A 15,925-nucleotide genomic window follows, 5' to 3' on the forward strand; every position below is an offset into this window, starting at 1 on the left:
TAGACACCCCAACCCATGCATCTATCGTCAGGGAGCGCGCCATGAATCCACGTTTCACCCGGTCTTCGACCGCGCTGGTCATCATCGACATGCAGTATGACTTCATGCCCGGCGGCGCACTCGCCGTCCCGGACGGGGACGCCATTCTGCCAACGGTGAACGCACTGGCTGCCGAATTCACGCATGTCGTGCTGACTCAGGACTGGCATCCGCAGAGGCATGTGTCCTTTGCGAGCGAGCACCCCCGCAAACAACCTTTCGAGCGGATCGCGCTGCCGTACGGCGACCAGACGCTCTGGCCGGACCACTGTATTCAGGGCAGCGAAGGCGCGGCGCTGCACCGTGATCTCCACGTTCCGCACGCTCAGCTCGTGATCCGAAAGGGTTATAACCCGCAGATTGACAGCTACTCGGCTTTTCTCGAGGCCGACCGCACCACGCCCACCGGGCTTACTGGCTATCTGCACGAGCGGGGTATCGAGACGGTCTACTTGTGTGGGCTGGCGCTGGATTTCTGTGTTGCATGGTCAGCGCTGGACGCCCGTGCGAGAGGCTTCAACACCTGTGTCGTCGAGGATGCTTGCCGAGCCATTGATCTTGCAGGCTCTGTTGAAGCGGCACGGCACGATATGCGCAACGCCGGTGTCCAACTGATACACAGCGATACGCTCCTACCCCCTACCCGTCACGCTAGGCCGCGCGACTGAGGTATTCATGGCGAATGGCACCATTCGTCGGCCGGCACGCCTGGCTACAGAATTTAGGTATGGGCGCGTCCCTCCAACCCAAGACGTGGAAAGATTAGAAAGGACTTGTACATGCTGACGACCTCCTCGACCGCCTCCGGCAACCGCACTGCGCCCTCGGTGCTGGTTGTGGACGACGAACCGGTCATTCGCGAATTCGTATGCGAGATCCTAGAAGGGGAAGGCATGACGGCGGTGCCCATGGACAATGCGGATTCCGCTGCGGCCTATCTGGGCGAACATGTCGAAGATATTGATGTGCTGATCACGGATATCCGTATGCCGGGCTCGATGGACGGTGCCCAGCTGGCCAATCTGGTGGCTGAAAAGTATCCGCAGATCCCGATCATCGTGATGTCCGGTTACGAGACGCCCGCCACCGCCAGCATTCGCTACAAGGTTCGCTTCCTACCGAAGCCGTGGTCGATTGGCCAACTGCTCGATTCTGTATCGGGCGTCGCGTACTCGGCCGTACCCAGCAGCAACTGACCTAAACCGCCTCGCAAGGCTTCGTCCACGACGGAGCCGCCTGCCTTGGGCATCTATGCGCCCGGATTTGCTACGGGTGCGGCTTCAATGGTGGAACGGCTATGCTCACGGTCCCTTCCTGCATTCAGGCGTGACGTACACCACGCATCAGCCTGCCGGAATCCATCGCCTACTCGATCTCATGACCAAGCCGTAGTTTCATGGAGTGGCGTGATCACGGCGCGCCTTCTTCGATGGCAACGGTTCCGAGGCACCTCGAATATGCCGCAATTGCCACATAAAAGTTTCCATAGGGACGATGGGAAACCGCGCAAACACGTGCGCTGAACAAGGCGGCACGGTTCGTAGCGAAGCTGTATGGAAGGAAGGAGAAACAGCTTTTTTGATCGCCACCCAAGGTGGCCCACCAGGTCCGCAGATCGTAGAAACAAAAAAGGGGGAAGCCTAAGCTTCCCCCTTTCTCTTCGTCACTATCGACGTCTCGCCGGCCATTTGTTCTTGTTGTTGCCGACCCTCCCATTCGGGAGTCAGTAGTTAACGGATTTGTTTGAACGCTGAACCCTTCATTCCGACTTGCCTGAGCTGCTCTTAGCAGTCTTGTTCTTTGCCAAGGTCGTGGGGAGAACCCCTCGAAGTGAACATCTCCAAATAGATCAGTTAGCTGCGTCTCCGCCTGTTGTCTTTATTATGCTGGAGCCGTTTCGTCTCGTTCTTATTGTCGTTTGCTGCTTGTTTTTGTTGTTGTGCTCGTAATAAAGCAGACGCCGTGCCAACTTTAATAAATACTTATTTTTCAGTAACTTAGAAAAACATCGATTACCCGAGCCCCATAAGATGTTGCGGGGTTGTTACCGTGATACCCGGCTATTGTTACGTTCTATGAGCCGATAGAGCGTTTAAGCGATACCGGTAACGCGCCGCTCTACCCAGCCGGTTTGAGGCAGGCGCAAAAGGAGGAGGTCGGATGCGTTGAACGCTGGCGGGCGGTCCGGCAAGTGGACATGAAGGTAGCGGCAGGAAAGGTGCAGCGGAGATGACCGATGCGCCAAGCCAGCGCATCGGTCCATCAGCAGGAAGGGACGTTAGACGGCGACAGGGGCCTTGATGTGGGGATGGGCTTCGTAACCCACGAGTTCGAAATCCTCGTAGGTGAACGCGAACAGATCTTTCACCGCTGGATTGAGCTTCATCGTAGGCAGTGGCAGCGGCTCGCGGGTGAGCTGAAGGTCGGTCTGTTCGATGTGGTTGGCGTACAGATGGCAATCACCGCCTGTCCAGATGAACTCGCCAGGCTGCAAGTCGCACACTTGGGCAACCATCAGCGTCAGCAACGCGTAGCTGGCGATGTTGAACGGTACGCCTAGGAAGATATCAGCCGAGCGTTGGTACAACTGACAGCTCAAACGGCCGTCGGCCACATAGAACTGGAACAGTGCATGACAAGGAGGCAGCGCCATCTCATCCACCAACGCAGGGTTCCACGCCGAGACAATTAGTCGTCGCGAATCCGGGTTGCGCCGAATCGCCTCCAACAGTCCGGTTATCTGGTCGATGCTTTCGCCGTTCGGTGCAGGCCAGGACCGCCACTGGTAACCGTAGACGGGTCCCAGGTCACCATTTTCATCCGCCCACTCATCCCAGATCGAAACACCGTTTTCCTTGAGGTAACGGATGTTGGTGTCACCTTTGAGAAACCACAGCAGCTCATGGATGATCGAGCGGACGTGACACTTCTTGGTGGTAACGAGCGGGAAGCCATCGGCCAGATTGAATCGCATCTGGTGGCCGAACACGCTGTAGGTGCCCGTGCCGGTTCGATCGGACTTGAACGTGCCCTGCTCGCGCACCAGGCGCATGAGGTCGAGGTATTGTTTCATCGATAAGCTCAACAGAATTCTGGAGGCATGGTAGGGAGGCGCCGCGCTTCACTCAAATCGCGGCGCCGACCGGTTCACTGGGGTTCCGAGACGCGCAGGTAAACACCACGCTTGTAGGCGTACGCCATCATGCCCAGGCCGATGAGGACCATCGGGATGCACAGGATCTGGCCCATGGTCACCCAGCCGAAGGCGAGGTAGCCAAGCTGCGCGTCCGGCACGCGGACGAATTCGACGATGAACCGGAAGATGCCGTAGCACACGGCAAACAGCCCGGTGACTGCCATGGTCGGGCGCGGTTTGCGAGAGTAGAACCAAAGGATGACGAACAGCGCGACACCTTCCAGCGCGAATTGATACAGCTGCGAGGGGTGACGCGGCAGCTGCTGGGGGTCACTGAACGGCGGGAAGATCATTGCCCATGGCAGATCGGTCGGCTTACCCCAAAGCTCAGCATTGATGAAGTTGCCAATCCGCCCGGCACCCAGGCCGATCGGAACGAGCGGCGCGATGAAATCCATCAGCTCGAAGAAGCTCTTGCCGTTACGTCGGGCGAACCACCATGTAGTCAGCAGCACCCCGATCATGCCACCGTGGAAGGACATCCCCCCTTTCCAGATCTCCAGAATCAGGGCGGGGTTGCCGAGGTAGGCCGGCAAGTCATAGAACAGCACGTAACCCAGGCGCCCGCCAACGATGACCCCAAGCGCCACCCAGAATACGAGGTCCGACAGCTTCTCCTTGGACCATTCGGGTGCGAATCTGGGCAGACGCCGCGAAGCCAACCACCACGCGCCACCGATGCCAATCAGGTACATCAGGCCGTACCAATGGATTTTCAGCGGCCCGATGGCTAACGCGACGGGGTCGATCTGCGGATAAGGCAGCATGATGAATCCTCAAATCAGGAAATTGAGCCCTACTGCGAACAGCAGCAAGGCAAAGAGACGCTTGAGCAGGCGCGGTGACAAGCGGTGCGCCAGCCGGGCACCAAAACGGGCAAAGAACATGCTCGTGATGGCAATGCCTGCCAAGGCGGGCAAATAGACGAAACCCAGGCTGTACTCGGGCAGCTGCGGGTTATGCCAGCCGACCGCGATAAAAGACAGCGCACCGGAAATGGCGATCGGCAGGCCACATGCCGAGGACGTAGCGACGGCGTGCGCCATGGGAAGACTCCGCCAGGCGAGGAACGGGACGGTCAGTGAGCCCCCGCCGATCCCGAAGATCGCCGACGCCCAGCCGATGACGGTTCCCGCGCCTATGAGCCCAGGTTTTCCGGGCACGTCTCGGCTGGCTTTGGGTTTGAAATCCAGCACCATCTGCAGGCTCATGCATAGTGCGAATACGCCGATGATCTTCTGCAGCAGCGGCCCCTGTATCTTCGAAGCCGTCAGGGCGCCAAGCGCACTGCCGATCACAATGCCGACCGTCATCCACAGGACCAGCGGCCAGCGCACGCCGCCGCGCCTGTGATGTTCACGGATCGCATTGATGGAGGTGAAGACAATGGTGGCGAGCGAAGTGCCGACAGCCAGCTGCGTCAGGATTTCCGGCGCGAACCCGTGTGCCGTGAAACCAAAGATCAGGACTGGAACGATGATGAGCCCACCGCCGACGCCGAAAAGACCGGCAAGCACGCCAGCGCAGGCGCCCAGCACCAGGTAGGTAAGAAACTCCATGGACCGGTCCGCAGAAAAAGCAGGATTCTAGCGAACTTCGAGGCGCAGCGGCACGCCCACCAGGCGTTCGTTCAGCTCGCCGTATGCCAGCGCTAACGATTGCGCAAGGCCGAACCTGTTACCGTCTGGACTTGTACTCGAATGGAGGAATCGCACCGTGTGCCTGATCGTATTCGCCTGGCAGCTCGATGCCGCACGACCGCTGGTGGTCGCTGCCAACCGAGACGAGTTTCATGCGCGCCCCGCGCGCCCGTTCGGTGCCTGGCCGGACCTGCCCAACATTCACGCCGGGCGCGACCTGGAGGCGGGCGGTACATGGATGGGCATCGGTAGCGGCGGTCGCTTCGCCGCACTGACCAATATCCGTGATCCATTACAGCCTGTCGGCACGCGTTCGCGCGGCGAGCTGGCCTCGGCGTATCTGGCTGGCGCAAGGAGCCCGGACGCCTATCTCGAGGGCGTAGCCAGCCGCCTCGACGACTACTCCGGTTTCAATCTACTGGTCGGTGACCGGGAGTCGCTCTGGCACCTCAACGCGCAAACCGGTACGCCACACAAGCTTGCCCCCGGCGTGTACGGCGTTTCGAACGCAGACCTGGACACCCCATGGCCGAAGCTTGCACGCAGCAAGTCAGCGTTCAAGGATGCCTGGCGGATGGAATCGACCGATGCTCTGTTCGCACTGCTAGCGGATCGAACCGTTCCGCCTGATGAAGCGCTTCCAAAGACGGGCGTGTCATTGCAACTCGAACGCTTGGTGGGCAGCACCTTCATCGTAAGCCCTGACTACGGGACGCGCGTAAGCACTGTGGTAGAACGCCATGCCGACGGCACCTGCCATGTGGAGGAGCGACGATTCGATAGGGAAGGCAAAACGGCGGGTATCGTCACCTGGGTCGGGCGCTAGGCGCCGCGCCCTTGGATGGCCTGATGTGAATGATCAGGCCTGGCCGCTGCCGCCAGCGTTGATCACACGTCCAAGCCCCATGTTGCGCAACGCCAATGTCAGTGCGCTATGGATAACCTGCGGGTTGTCGATGGTCATGAGCTGCTCAAGCAGCACACGCGCCTTCGACAGGCTCACCTGACGCAACATCCACTTCACTTTCGGCAGGTTGGTGGCGTTCATCGACAGGCTGTCGAATCCCATCGCCATCAGCAGCACGGCCGCCGCCGGGTCACCGGCCATCTCCCCGCAAATGCTCACCGGCTTGCCTTCGGCGTGTGCGCCCTGGACGACCAGCCGGAGGGCGTGAAGCACCGCCGGATGGAGGAAATCGTAGAGGTCTGCGACGCGCGGGTTATTACGGTCTACGGCCAGCAGATACTGCGTCAGGTCATTCGACCCCACGGACACAAAATCAACCTGGCTCGCCAATTCGCGGATCTGATAAACCGCTGCGGGTATCTCGACCATCATGCCTACAGGCGGCATCGGGATATCGACGCCCTCGTCTCGAACCTCACCCCACGCGCGGTGGATAAGGTGCAGCGCCTCTTCCAATTCGTGTGTGCCGGAAATCATTGGCAGCAGGATACGGAGGTTGTCGTAGCCTTCGCTGGCCTTGAGCATCGCCCGTACCTGGACGAGGAAGATCTCAGGGTGGTCCAGCGTCACGCGGATACCGCGCCACCCGAGGAAAGGGTTCTCTTCCTTGATGGGGAAGTAGGACAGCGCCTTGTCGCCACCGACATCCAGGGTACGCATCGTGACCGGCAGCGGATGGAATGCGGCCAGCTGCTCGCGGTAGATCGCCAGCTGCTCCTTCTCACTCGGGAAACGCTCCCGGGTCATGAAGGGGACTTCCGTCCGATACAGCCCGACCCCTTCAGCGCCTCGCTCCTGGGCCCGGGCCACATCGGCGAGCAGCCCGGTGTTGACCCACAGCGGCATCCGATGCCCATCGAGGGTCTCGCATGGCAAGGCACGCAGCGCATCCAGGCCGCGGTTGAGCTGACGCTCCTCCTCGACCATGTCACCGTATTGCCGACGCAGCAGCTCACTCGGGTTGGTGAAGATTTCGCCGTGATAGCCGTCGACGATGAGGTCGATGCCGTCGATCTTCGAGTAGGGCAAGTCCACGGCACCCATGACCGTCGGGATGCCCATGGCACGCGCGAGAATGGCGACGTGAGAGTTACTCGAGCCCAGCACGGACACCAGACCGACCAGCTTGCCTTCCGGGACTTCGCCCAGCATGGTCGGCGACAGCTCTTCGCTGACGAGAATGGTGTTGTCAGGGTAGGTCAGCGCCGTCTGGTGTGCCTGCTGCAACTGGGAAAGCAGGCGGCGGCCGATGTCCCGGATGTCCGATGCCCGCTCCCGCAGGTAGGCATCGTCCATGAGCTCGAAACGTTTGACGTGCTCGGTAACCACCTGGCGCAACGCGCCCTGGGCCCATTGGCCGCCCTTGATGATCTTGGTGACCTCACCGGCGAGCGACGCATCGTCAAGCATCATCAGGTAGACATCGAACAGCGCGCGCTCTTCGGGGCGGAGCTGGGTCTCCAGCTTCGAGGACAGCAGACGCATATCGGCGCGCACGCCTTCGAGTGCCTTTTGGAATCGAGCCAGTTCCGCGTCGATGTCCGTAACGTGGCGATCCGGCACCACTTCCAGATCCGCAGGCGGCAGAACGACCAGTGCCGTACCGACCGCCGCACCGGGCGAGCCCGGAACACCCACGAAACGCGCCTCGGAAATACCCTTGCCCTGCCGGCCCAGGCCGCGAATGGTACCTGTCGCCTCGGCGTGGGCAATCACGCCGGCGAGCTGTGCGCTCATCGTCACCAGGAAGGCTTCTTCACCTTCATCGAACTGGCGACGCTCCTTTTGCTGGACGACCAGAACACCCATCACGCGGCGGTGGTGGATAATCGGTGCACCCAGAAAGGAGGCATAGCGCTCTTCACCGGTTTCGGCGAAATAGCGATAACGGGGATGGCTGGCGGCGTCTTCGAGGTTGAGCGGCTCCTCGCGTGTGCCGACGAGACCGACAAGGCCCTCGCTCGGGGCCATGCTCACACGGCCGATCGAACGCTTGTTGAGGCCGTCGGTGGCCATGAGGACGAAGCGGCCCGTTTCCGGGTCCAGCAGGTAGACGGAGCAGACCTGGCTGCCCATCGCCTCCTTGATGCGCTGCACGATGATGCCCAGCGCCGAGGTAAGGTCCTTGGCGGAGTTAACTTCCTGGACGATCTTGCGCAGCGTACTCAGCATGCTCGGGTCTCAGTTCGCTACGGGGAGGCGAGGCGCCAGCTCCTTCAGCGCGCGACGGTAAACCTCGCGCTTGAAGGTAACGACCTGCCCGAGAGGGTACCAGTAGCTGACCCAGCGCCAGCCATCGAATTCAGGTTTGCCGGTCACATCCATGCGAACGCGCTGCTCGTCACCGACGAGCTTGAGCAGAAACCACTTCTGCTTCTGACCGATGCAAAGCGGTTGGCTATGGGTTCTGACCAGGCGCTGCGGGAGCCGATACCTGAGCCAGCCCCGGGTGCACGCCAGGATACGAACGTCACTGGCTTCGAGGCCAACTTCTTCGTTGAGCTCGCGGTAAAGGGCTTCTTCGGGAGACTCACGGTCGTGAATGCCGCCTTGCGGGAATTGCCAGGCGTCCTGGTTGATCCGGCGTGCCCACATCACCTGGCCCATGTCATTGGCGAGGATAATGCCCACGTTCGGACGGAAACCATCAGCATCGATCACGGCGCTCCCCCCTCGTAAACGCATGTTTCCGCATTGTTCCACAACAGTCGCGACACCGGCAAACCCGCTTGCGGGCCCGATGGGCAGGCTGCTCGAAAGGCGTTACGCTAACCGATTTCCACCCTTCGTTCCGCCTTTTATTTCGTTCATCTATCGGGAGTACCGAACCGTGCCATTGGCGATCTTTGATCTCGACAACACGCTGCTTGGAGGCGACAGCGACCACGCCTGGGGCGATTGGCTCTGCGAGCGCGGCATTCTGGACAGCGTCACCTACAAGACCCGCAATGACGCGTTCTACCAGGACTACCTCGCCGGCCAGCTCAATATCGAGGAGTACCTCAACTTCACGCTGGACATCCTGACACGCCACGATCGCGCCCAGCTCGACGCCTGGCATAAGGAATTCATGGCCGAATGCATCGAACCCATCATCCTGGCCAAAGGTGAAGCCCTGGTCGCCAAGCACCGCGATGCGGGCGACAAGCTGGTGATCATTACCGCCACGAACCGCTTCGTTACCGGGCCGATCGCGAAACGCCTGGGTATCGACACATTGATCGCCACCGAATGCGAAATGGATGGCGAGCGCTACACCGGTCGCATGACTGACATACCGTGCCTGAAGGAAGGCAAGGTCACCCGCCTGGCGCGGTGGATGGCCGAGCATGGCGAAACGCTCGAAGGCAGTTACTTCTACAGCGACTCGCACAATGACCTCCCGCTATTGGAAAAAGTCACTCACCCGTTTGCCGTGGACCCGGACGAAAAACTCCGGGCCGAGGCCGAAAAGCGCGGCTGGCCTGTCATCAGCCTGCGCGATTGAACGCCGCGCCGAAGGTCGAGAACCGAAACCGGGCGGTCATTGTTGTCGCCCTGGCCACGGGGCTTGCCCTGCTGGGCGACTCGATGCTCTACATCGCCCTGCCCGTCTATTGGCAGGAAGTGGGGCTCGACTCCCTCTGGCAAGTCGGCGCACTGCTCGCAGTCAACCGCTTCGTCCGCCTGCCCATCAATCCACTGATCGGCAGGCTTTACCATCGCATAACGCTTCGCACGGGCCTCTTGATCGCGGTCATCCTCGGTGCGATCAGCACACTGGGCTATGGCTTCGCGCAAGGCTTCATCGCCTGGCTGATCCTTCGCTCCATATGGGGCGTCGCCTGGTCACTGTTTCGTATCGGCGGGCTGGCGGCCGTGGTGCGCTGCGCCGACGAGGGTGAGCGCGGACGGGTAATGGGCCTGTATAACGGGCTCTATCGGTTGGGTAGCCTGGTCGGCATGCTCGTGGGCGGGGTTCTGGTAGTTGTGTGGGGCCTGCCTGCGCTGGCGTGGGCGTTCGGCATACTCACGCTTTTCGGTGTTCCGTTGATCCTGCTCGGATTCAGGCTCCCGCCGGCAACGGATGCACCCGCGCCGACATCGACGCACACCATTACACGACGCACCCCGATGTCACAGTGGCCGATCCTCCTCACCGGCGTCGGCATCTCACTACTCATCCCGGGCGTATTCACGTCGACCTTCAGTGCGCTCATCGCCCACCAGTACGGCACGACACTGGACCTGATTGGCTTCGTGATCGGCGCAACAGCCCTTTCCGGCATGCTGCAAGCCATACGCTGGATATGGGAACCCTGGCTGGGCACGCTGTTCGGGCACTGGTCGGACGGCCCGATAGGACGCCGCCCCTACCTCATCGTCGCGCTTCTGGTAGGCGCCGCCAGCTTTGCACCCATGGCGATGGGTATGCCGCTCGGGCTCTGGCTTGTCTGCACGCTGGTCCTGCTGCTGGCCTCAACTGCGCTGACCACACTCGCCGACGCCGCAGCCGCCGACACGGCGCGGCATGTGGGTGCCATTGGCTTCATGACACGCTACTCCATAGGGCAGGATCTCGGCGCAGCAGCGGGGCCAATTCTCGCCTACTTCCTCCTCCATCAGACGGGAGGGTTCGGGCTGCTCTATGGTGGCGGTAGCCTCCTGCTGCTCGGGTTGGGCGGCTATTGGTTGAGCCGCCCAGCCACGCCTCGCTGAGCTATAGCGGGGCTTATCGAGCCGCTTGCGCCTGCGCCGGAAGGACCTCAGGCATCGCGGAGGAATGGTGGTTGAGAATCCGCCATTCGCCGCCGGCACGTGAATACAGGAACGTGTAGCGCGCCTGGACGCTCTGGGCAGGCCCATCCGCTGGGGTGAGGTGGAAGGTATAGACGCCACTGTCGAGCGCGACGTCCGGCCCGAGCCTGCGGATTTCACGGTAGTTGATCTCGCCAACCGGCTTCAGCGGCAGGAAGTGATCGAAGTAGTCTTGGATCTCGGCGTTCGTCGTACGGACGCGGTTGGACACCGTGGGTTGAAGGACCGCATTACCGCTGTAGAGCGCCGCCACTTTCGCGGAATCTCCGGTCTGCAGTGCCTTGTTCCACTCATCGAACAGGGCGGCAATTTCGCGGTCTTGGGCATTGCTCGGTGCCTCGGCAACTTCGTCATAAATAAAGGGACTGGCCGGCTGGTCGGCAGAGGCCACTGGCAAAGCAAGCGCAAACAGTAGGCCGAGGGCAAGGGTGGGTTTTTTCATGGCATCGCTTTCCATACAGGTGACATCGGTACTGTGCCGCCCCCTGGATCGCGCGCCATCGGCCAAGTGGCGATACCCGCCTATGCCGATCGGCAGATAGGGCGCCTGTCCTTAAACCCGTTTTAATGAACCCCACCCTGCGCCTACGATTGGACCATGCCGTTATCTCAGCCACCCGAAAATGCGCTCGCACTGCGTAATCAATATCGCCAATGGGAAAGCCGCGCAGCCCGGCTGAGCCTGCTGGTCGACACCGGCCGGGAGCTGCCGTCCTTGCCTCCCGATGCCATGTGCGCTCAGGTCATGCGGCGGGCAGCCGCATTCTGCGCGATGGACCGAGGTGCCGTGCTGCGATGGGATGGGCATGGGCGGGACAGGCAAGTCGTTGCGCACTTCGGCCCGACCTCGCCTGATGCATGGCTGGCAGCCCTTAGCCCCGATATCAGTGCCATACGTGAGGCATGCTGCGCCCAGCGGGCCGACGCCGCGTTACCCGTATTGCTCCAGCTTCCGCTGAGCGGTGCGACGGGTGAGCCATTCGGGGTCGTACTGGTCGCAAGCCACGAGCCGATCAATCCGCCGGACGCAGAGGACCTCGAATCACTTCGTCTCCTGGCCACCGTACTGGCGACCCATTTGGAAAACGAGCGCCTCCAGGGCGATTTGCGAGCCCGGGAGCGGACCATGTCCGAACTGGTCCACCGATTGATGGCAGCGCAGGAAGATGAGCGCAGACGCGTCGCTTACGATCTGCACGACGGCGTTGCCCAAACCCTTGCCGGCCTTCACCAACATCTGCAGGGATACGCCGGCCGTTACCCCCCACAATCCACCGCCCAAGGCGAGGCGCTCAATGCCATTCTTGGATTGGCCCAGCGCTGCGTTCGGGAAACGCGACAGGCAATCGCGGGGCTGCGTCCACAATCGCTCGATGATTTTGGATTGGCTCATGCGCTCGACCGTGAAGCGGACCGCCTGCGGGAGGCTGGATTGCGCGTGACCTGGGAGAATCTATCGGATGCCCGCCTGCTCCCAGACGCGGAAATCACCCTTTTTCGAATCGCTCAGGAGGCCATCAACAACGTGCTCAAACATGCCGGCCCATGCCATGTCCGCTTGAGCCTGGCCATTGATGAAACCGACGTTGCGCTGCGCGTGCAGGACGACGGCCATGGCTTCGATTACCAAACCTCTACAGCGGCCTCCGGCGGCCATCGGTTAGGCCTTGCAGCCATGCGTGAACGCGCCACCCTGCTCGGCGGCAGCGTCGCCTGCCAGAGCGAGCCAGGACGTGGGACGCGCCTCGTTGCCCGACTACCGCTGACCAGACCGGAGACGCCATGACCCCACTCCGATTGGTCCTCGCCGATGACCATGAAGTCACCCGCGCCGGCTTCATCTCGATGCTCGAAGGCTGCGATGCGTTCGAAGTGATAGGCCAGGCGCCAGACGGCGATACTGCCCTGCGACTCTGCGAGTCCCTGAACCCTGACATCGCCATCATCGATATCCGTATGCCCGGCACGAACGGGCTCGGCGTGGCGCGTCTGCTGCAGCAACGCCAGCCGACGCTCAAGGTGGTGATGTTCACGATGTATGACAGCCCTGAACATCTGGAAGCCGCGATTGCCGCCGGCGCCGTAGGCTATCTGCTCAAGGATGCGACACGCGAGGAAGTGATCAGTGCGCTACAGCGCGTTGCCGCAGGCGAAGAGGCCCTGAACAGTGCAGTCAGCGCCCGTTTGCTGCGTCGCATCGCCGACCGGACCAGCAGCGGTGCGCCACCAAGCGCGGCGCTGACCAACCGGGAGCGGCAGGTGCTAGGCCTGGTCGCTGGCGGGTTCAGCAACCGTGAGATCGGCGAGAAGCTGGGCATCGCCGCCGGCACCGTCAAGGCACATGTGGAAAGGCTTATCGGCAAGCTCGGTGTCGCCGACCGTACTCAGGCAGCCGTTCGCGGCATTGCCCTCGGCCTGGTTGCGCCGCCGGATGCGGCCTGGCCGGAGCCGCCCGTGTGAAGCACAGACTCCATGAGCGCTGGGCGGACCTTCCCTTGCGTGGCAAGGCGCTGGTGGTCATTTCACTGCCACTGGTCATCCTGCTGCTGTCGCTGGTGTTGATCTATAGCACCGAGCGCCAGAGCGCCCAGGCCGAGGCCGACGTCCGTCGCGTACTCAAGGTCCAGGGTGATATCCAGGCCGTTCAAACCTCGCTGGCTGAAAGCGCCGCCAGTGTCCGAGGCTATCTACTGACCCGCCGTGACGACTTCCTGCCAAGTTACCTCGCCTCCATCCCGCACATACAAGCCGCGCTCGAGCGGCTCGACAAGAACATCCGCGACGCGGATGTGCGTAGTCACCTGGAGCGGATCCGCCCACTGATCGACCACAAGCTCGATGGCCTGGCCGTGCTCAGGGAAGGCGACATGCAGCAGGATCCGGAGCGGCTGACAGCGATCCTGATCGAGAACAAGCAGACGCTCGATGAGCTGCGGCGCGAGATCGCCGACATGCGTATCCGGGAAGACGCGCTGCTTGCCGAGCGCACCTCACAGGCCGCCGACCGGCGCCAGCAGTTGCTGCTCGCAACGATGCTTGCAGCGTTCTGCGGGCTGGTGGGCGCAATCGTCGCCGTCCTTTTGCTCTCGCGCGGGATCGTCAGCCGGGTGCATCTCGTTCAACGCAATGCGCGGCACCTGGCATTGGGCAAACCGCTGGAGCCTCGCCAGCCCGGTCATGACGAGATCGGCCGGCTCAGCGCCAGCCTGGAGGAAGCCAGCGAACGGCTTGCACAACGCGAGCGCGCCCTGCGCGACAACGAAGAGCGGCTGCGCCTGATCATCGAAGGGGTGCGTGATTACGGGATCTTCGCACTTGATACGGATGGCCGCGTGACGAGCTGGAATGCCGGAGCCGAGCGTATCAAAGGCTATAGCGAGCATGAAATCATCGGGCGTCATTTCTCGCTGTTCTACCCGCCCGAGGAATGCCCCGAGCATCCTCGCAATGCCCTGGACATGGCCGCGGAGAAAGGCCGGTATGAAGAGGAAGGTTGGCGGCAGCGCCGAGATGGCACACGGTTCTGGGCGAACGTGCTGATCACCGCACAGTACGATGCCAGCGGCACGCTGCGCGGCTTTTCCAAGATTACCCGCGACATCACCGATCGACGGGCGGCGGAGATCGAACTTCAGGCTGCACGTGAGGACGCTGAGAAGGCCAGCCAGGCGAAGAGCGAGTTCCTGTCACGCATGAGCCATGAATTGCGTACGCCGCTCAATGCCATCCTCGGCTTTGCACAGCTGCTCGACCTGGAGTCGCCGCGGCCGCAGGTCACGCACATCCTGCGCGCAGGTGAACACCTTTTGAACCTGATCAACGAGGTACTGGACATCGCGCGCATCGAGGCCGGCCGCCTACCGATTTCGTTGGAAGTGATCGACCTTCAGGCAATGCTCCACGAGGCGATGACGCTGATTTCCCCCCTGGCTAACGAAGCCAATATCACCTTGGCGCCATTGCCTGACGTACCGGAGGTCACGGGCGTCTGTGCTGACCGCCAGCGGCTGATCCAGGTACTGCTGAATCTGCTGTCCAACGCGGTGAAGTACAACCGGCCCGGCGGCGCCGTGCGGATTGAAGTGGCGCACCGTGGAAGTCGTGTCGAAGTGGCCGTGACCGATACCGGGCCGGGGATCAGCCAAGCCAGCATGGAGCGACTCTTCACGCCATTCGAACGCCTGGACGCGGACCCGTGTATCGAAGGCACCGGCCTGGGACTGGCCCTCAGCCGAAGCCTGCTCCAGGCCATGGATGGACAGTTGACCGCCTCCAGCGAGCCGGGCGTCGGCAGCCGCTTCAGCTTTACGCTGCCTGCAATGCCACTCCAGGCGCGCCCGGCAGACGCTGGGCCCAGGACCGTTCTTCCAATCGGTTCGTTGCCGGCTCCATCGTCCAGGCACGCTGAACGACGTGTACTGTGCATCGAGGACAACCTCGCCAGCCTTTCGCTCATTGAAACCCTCGTCCAGCGACGCGACGGCATCCACCTGCTGTCCAGCATGCAGGGCCAGCTGGGGCTGGATCTTGCGCGTAAGCACCGTCCTCATCTCATACTGCTCGACGCCCAGCTGCCCGATATGCCTGGCATCCAGCTACTGCAGCGCCTGAAGGCAGACGCCGCCACGCGTCATATTCCAGTTCTGGTGATTACGACGGACGCCTGCCCTACGCCTGACCGCGCGCTGCTCGAGGCAGGCGCCGAGGCCACCCTCACCAAACCCCTTCGCGTCCCGGCGTTCCTGGCGCTTCTGGACCATCATCTGCCGGAGCCTGCATGACACACGACTTCCGCATCCTCGTGATTGACGATCAGCGTCCTAACCTGGAACTGGTCGAGCAACTGCTCGCCCGGGAAGGACTGACTAACGTCCTAAGCAGCACCCAGCCCACCAAAGCACTCAGCCTGTACAACGGCTTCGAACCGGACCTGGTGATCCTTGACCTGCACATGCCCGAATTCGATGGCTTCGCCCTGCTCGAGCAGCTCAATCGGCGTATTCCGCCTACGGACTACGTGCCCATTCTGGTGCTTACGGCGGACGTGACGCGGGAAACGCGGTTGCGCGCCCTGGCGCTTGGCGCGAAGGACTTCATCAGCAAACCGCTCGACGCACTCGAGACGATGCTACGGATCTGGAATCTGCTGGAGACACGGGCGCTCTACAAGGCCCTGCGAAGTCGATTATCGACGGATGATCTGGAAGCGATCCTGCTGCCGCTGGCAGCGCAGCGGGCCGGTAATTACTGATACGCCCCATGCCATGACGCCGCGAGAGACGGGGC

15 protein-coding genes are annotated in these 15,925 nt (G+C 61.8%); 9 read left to right on the forward strand and 6 right to left on the reverse strand.

Translation table 11 applies throughout. From position 1 onward, the window contains the following. Positions 1 to 41 precede the first annotated feature (41 nt). A complete protein-coding gene (gene pncA, locus ACY8D3_RS17850) occupies positions 42 to 707 on the forward strand; it encodes a bifunctional nicotinamidase/pyrazinamidase (protein ID WP_462380152.1) in 666 nt (221 codons plus the stop codon). A 111-nt stretch (positions 708 to 818) separates the two neighbouring features. Continuing rightward, on the forward strand, positions 819 to 1,235 hold the full coding sequence (locus tag ACY8D3_RS17855; protein WP_462380153.1) for a response regulator: 417 nt from the start codon (positions 819 to 821) through the stop codon (positions 1,233 to 1,235). A gap of 1,082 nt (positions 1,236 to 2,317) precedes the next feature. Here ACY8D3_RS17855 and ACY8D3_RS17860 read toward each other — a convergent pair. The 3 genes from ACY8D3_RS17860 to ACY8D3_RS17870 form a co-directional block, all read right to left on the reverse strand. Further along, a complete protein-coding gene (locus ACY8D3_RS17860) occupies positions 2,318 to 3,112 on the reverse strand; it encodes a thymidylate synthase (RefSeq protein ID WP_462380154.1) in 795 nt (264 codons plus the stop codon). A 74-nt stretch (positions 3,113 to 3,186) separates the two neighbouring features. Continuing rightward, positions 3,187 to 4,002, reverse strand: a complete 816-nt coding sequence (lgt, locus tag ACY8D3_RS17865; protein ID WP_462380155.1) for a prolipoprotein diacylglyceryl transferase — start codon at positions 4,000 to 4,002, stop codon at positions 3,187 to 3,189. Between the two features lie 9 nt (positions 4,003 to 4,011). Next, positions 4,012 to 4,794 (reverse strand): sulfite exporter TauE/SafE family protein, encoded by a 783-nt coding sequence (locus ACY8D3_RS17870; RefSeq protein ID WP_462380156.1) that lies wholly within the window; start codon positions 4,792 to 4,794, stop codon positions 4,012 to 4,014. Between the two features lie 157 nt (positions 4,795 to 4,951). Here ACY8D3_RS17870 and ACY8D3_RS17875 point away from each other — a divergent pair, with 157 nt between their 5' ends. Continuing rightward, on the forward strand, positions 4,952 to 5,701 hold the full coding sequence (locus tag ACY8D3_RS17875; protein WP_462380157.1) for an NRDE family protein: 750 nt from the start codon (positions 4,952 to 4,954) through the stop codon (positions 5,699 to 5,701). Between the two features lie 33 nt (positions 5,702 to 5,734). Here ACY8D3_RS17875 and ptsP read toward each other — a convergent pair whose 3' ends face one another. Further along, positions 5,735 to 8,014: a phosphoenolpyruvate--protein phosphotransferase gene (ptsP, locus tag ACY8D3_RS17880; protein ID WP_462380158.1), complete on the reverse strand. Its 2,280-nt coding sequence runs from the start codon at positions 8,012 to 8,014 to the stop codon at positions 5,735 to 5,737. A 9-nt stretch (positions 8,015 to 8,023) separates the two neighbouring features. Beyond that, positions 8,024 to 8,503: an RNA pyrophosphohydrolase gene (locus ACY8D3_RS17885; protein WP_462380159.1), complete on the reverse strand. Its 480-nt coding sequence runs from the start codon at positions 8,501 to 8,503 to the stop codon at positions 8,024 to 8,026. A 169-nt stretch (positions 8,504 to 8,672) separates the two neighbouring features. On the opposite strand from ACY8D3_RS17885, the gene ACY8D3_RS17890 reads away from it, so the two are divergent. Both ACY8D3_RS17890 and ACY8D3_RS17895 read left to right on the forward strand, forming a co-directional pair. Continuing rightward, positions 8,673 to 9,329 (forward strand): histidinol-phosphatase, encoded by a 657-nt coding sequence (locus ACY8D3_RS17890; RefSeq protein ID WP_462380160.1) that lies wholly within the window; start codon positions 8,673 to 8,675, stop codon positions 9,327 to 9,329. Positions 9,330 to 9,412: 83 nt separating this feature from the next. Next, entirely contained in the window at positions 9,413 to 10,540 is a 1,128-nt protein-coding gene (locus tag ACY8D3_RS17895; protein ID WP_462384429.1) for an MFS transporter, read from the forward strand. A gap of 13 nt (positions 10,541 to 10,553) precedes the next feature. Here the strand turns inward: ACY8D3_RS17895 and ACY8D3_RS17900 are convergent, their stop codons facing one another. Next, a complete protein-coding gene (locus ACY8D3_RS17900; protein ID WP_462380161.1) occupies positions 10,554 to 11,081 on the reverse strand; it encodes an SgcJ/EcaC family oxidoreductase in 528 nt (175 codons plus the stop codon). A 156-nt stretch (positions 11,082 to 11,237) separates the two neighbouring features. Between ACY8D3_RS17900 and ACY8D3_RS17905 the strand changes: the two genes are divergently transcribed. From ACY8D3_RS17905 to ACY8D3_RS17920, 4 genes are read left to right on the forward strand one after another with little or no spacing between them, the layout of a single operon-like run. Beyond that, a complete protein-coding gene (locus ACY8D3_RS17905; protein WP_462380162.1) occupies positions 11,238 to 12,425 on the forward strand; it encodes a GAF domain-containing sensor histidine kinase in 1,188 nt (395 codons plus the stop codon). Continuing rightward, on the forward strand, positions 12,422 to 13,099 hold the full coding sequence (locus ACY8D3_RS17910) for a response regulator (RefSeq protein ID WP_462380163.1): 678 nt from the start codon (positions 12,422 to 12,424) through the stop codon (positions 13,097 to 13,099). The genes ACY8D3_RS17905 and ACY8D3_RS17910 overlap by 4 nt, the downstream gene beginning before the upstream one ends. Next, positions 13,096 to 15,420 (forward strand): ATP-binding protein, encoded by a 2,325-nt coding sequence (locus ACY8D3_RS17915; protein WP_462380164.1) that lies wholly within the window; start codon positions 13,096 to 13,098, stop codon positions 15,418 to 15,420. Before ACY8D3_RS17910 ends, ACY8D3_RS17915 begins: the two co-directional genes overlap by 4 nt. Beyond that, complete coding sequence (locus ACY8D3_RS17920; protein ID WP_462380165.1) at positions 15,417 to 15,890, forward strand: response regulator; 474 nt, start codon at positions 15,417 to 15,419, stop codon at positions 15,888 to 15,890. The genes ACY8D3_RS17915 and ACY8D3_RS17920 overlap by 4 nt, the downstream gene beginning before the upstream one ends. Positions 15,891 to 15,925 lie beyond the last annotated feature (35 nt).

Source organism: Pseudomonas sp. Marseille-QA0892, from assembly GCF_054950135.1.

Bases quoted from the DNA above. Each gene is read 5' to 3' on its own strand.
- ptsP (WP_462380158.1), bottom strand. From the start codon at position 8,014: ATGCTGAGTACGCTGCGCAAGATCGTCCAGGAAGTTAACTCCGCCAAG.
- ACY8D3_RS17900 (WP_462380161.1), bottom strand. From the start codon at position 11,081: ATGAAAAAACCCACCCTTGCCCTCGGCCTACTGTTTGCGCTTGCTTTG.
- ACY8D3_RS17855 (WP_462380153.1), top strand. From the start codon at position 819: ATGCTGACGACCTCCTCGACCGCCTCCGGCAACCGCACTGCGCCCTCG.
- ACY8D3_RS17895 (WP_462384429.1), top strand. From the start codon at position 9,413: ATGCTCTACATCGCCCTGCCCGTCTATTGGCAGGAAGTGGGGCTCGAC.
- ACY8D3_RS17870 (WP_462380156.1), bottom strand. From the start codon at position 4,794: ATGGAGTTTCTTACCTACCTGGTGCTGGGCGCCTGCGCTGGCGTGCTT.
- ACY8D3_RS17860 (WP_462380154.1), bottom strand. From the start codon at position 3,112: ATGAAACAATACCTCGACCTCATGCGCCTGGTGCGCGAGCAGGGCACG.
- pncA (WP_462380152.1), top strand. From the start codon at position 42: ATGAATCCACGTTTCACCCGGTCTTCGACCGCGCTGGTCATCATCGAC.
- ACY8D3_RS17905 (WP_462380162.1), top strand. From the start codon at position 11,238: ATGCCGTTATCTCAGCCACCCGAAAATGCGCTCGCACTGCGTAATCAA.
- ACY8D3_RS17910 (WP_462380163.1), top strand. From the start codon at position 12,422: ATGACCCCACTCCGATTGGTCCTCGCCGATGACCATGAAGTCACCCGC.
- lgt (WP_462380155.1), bottom strand. From the start codon at position 4,002: ATGCTGCCTTATCCGCAGATCGACCCCGTCGCGTTAGCCATCGGGCCG.
- ACY8D3_RS17920 (WP_462380165.1), top strand. From the start codon at position 15,417: ATGACACACGACTTCCGCATCCTCGTGATTGACGATCAGCGTCCTAAC.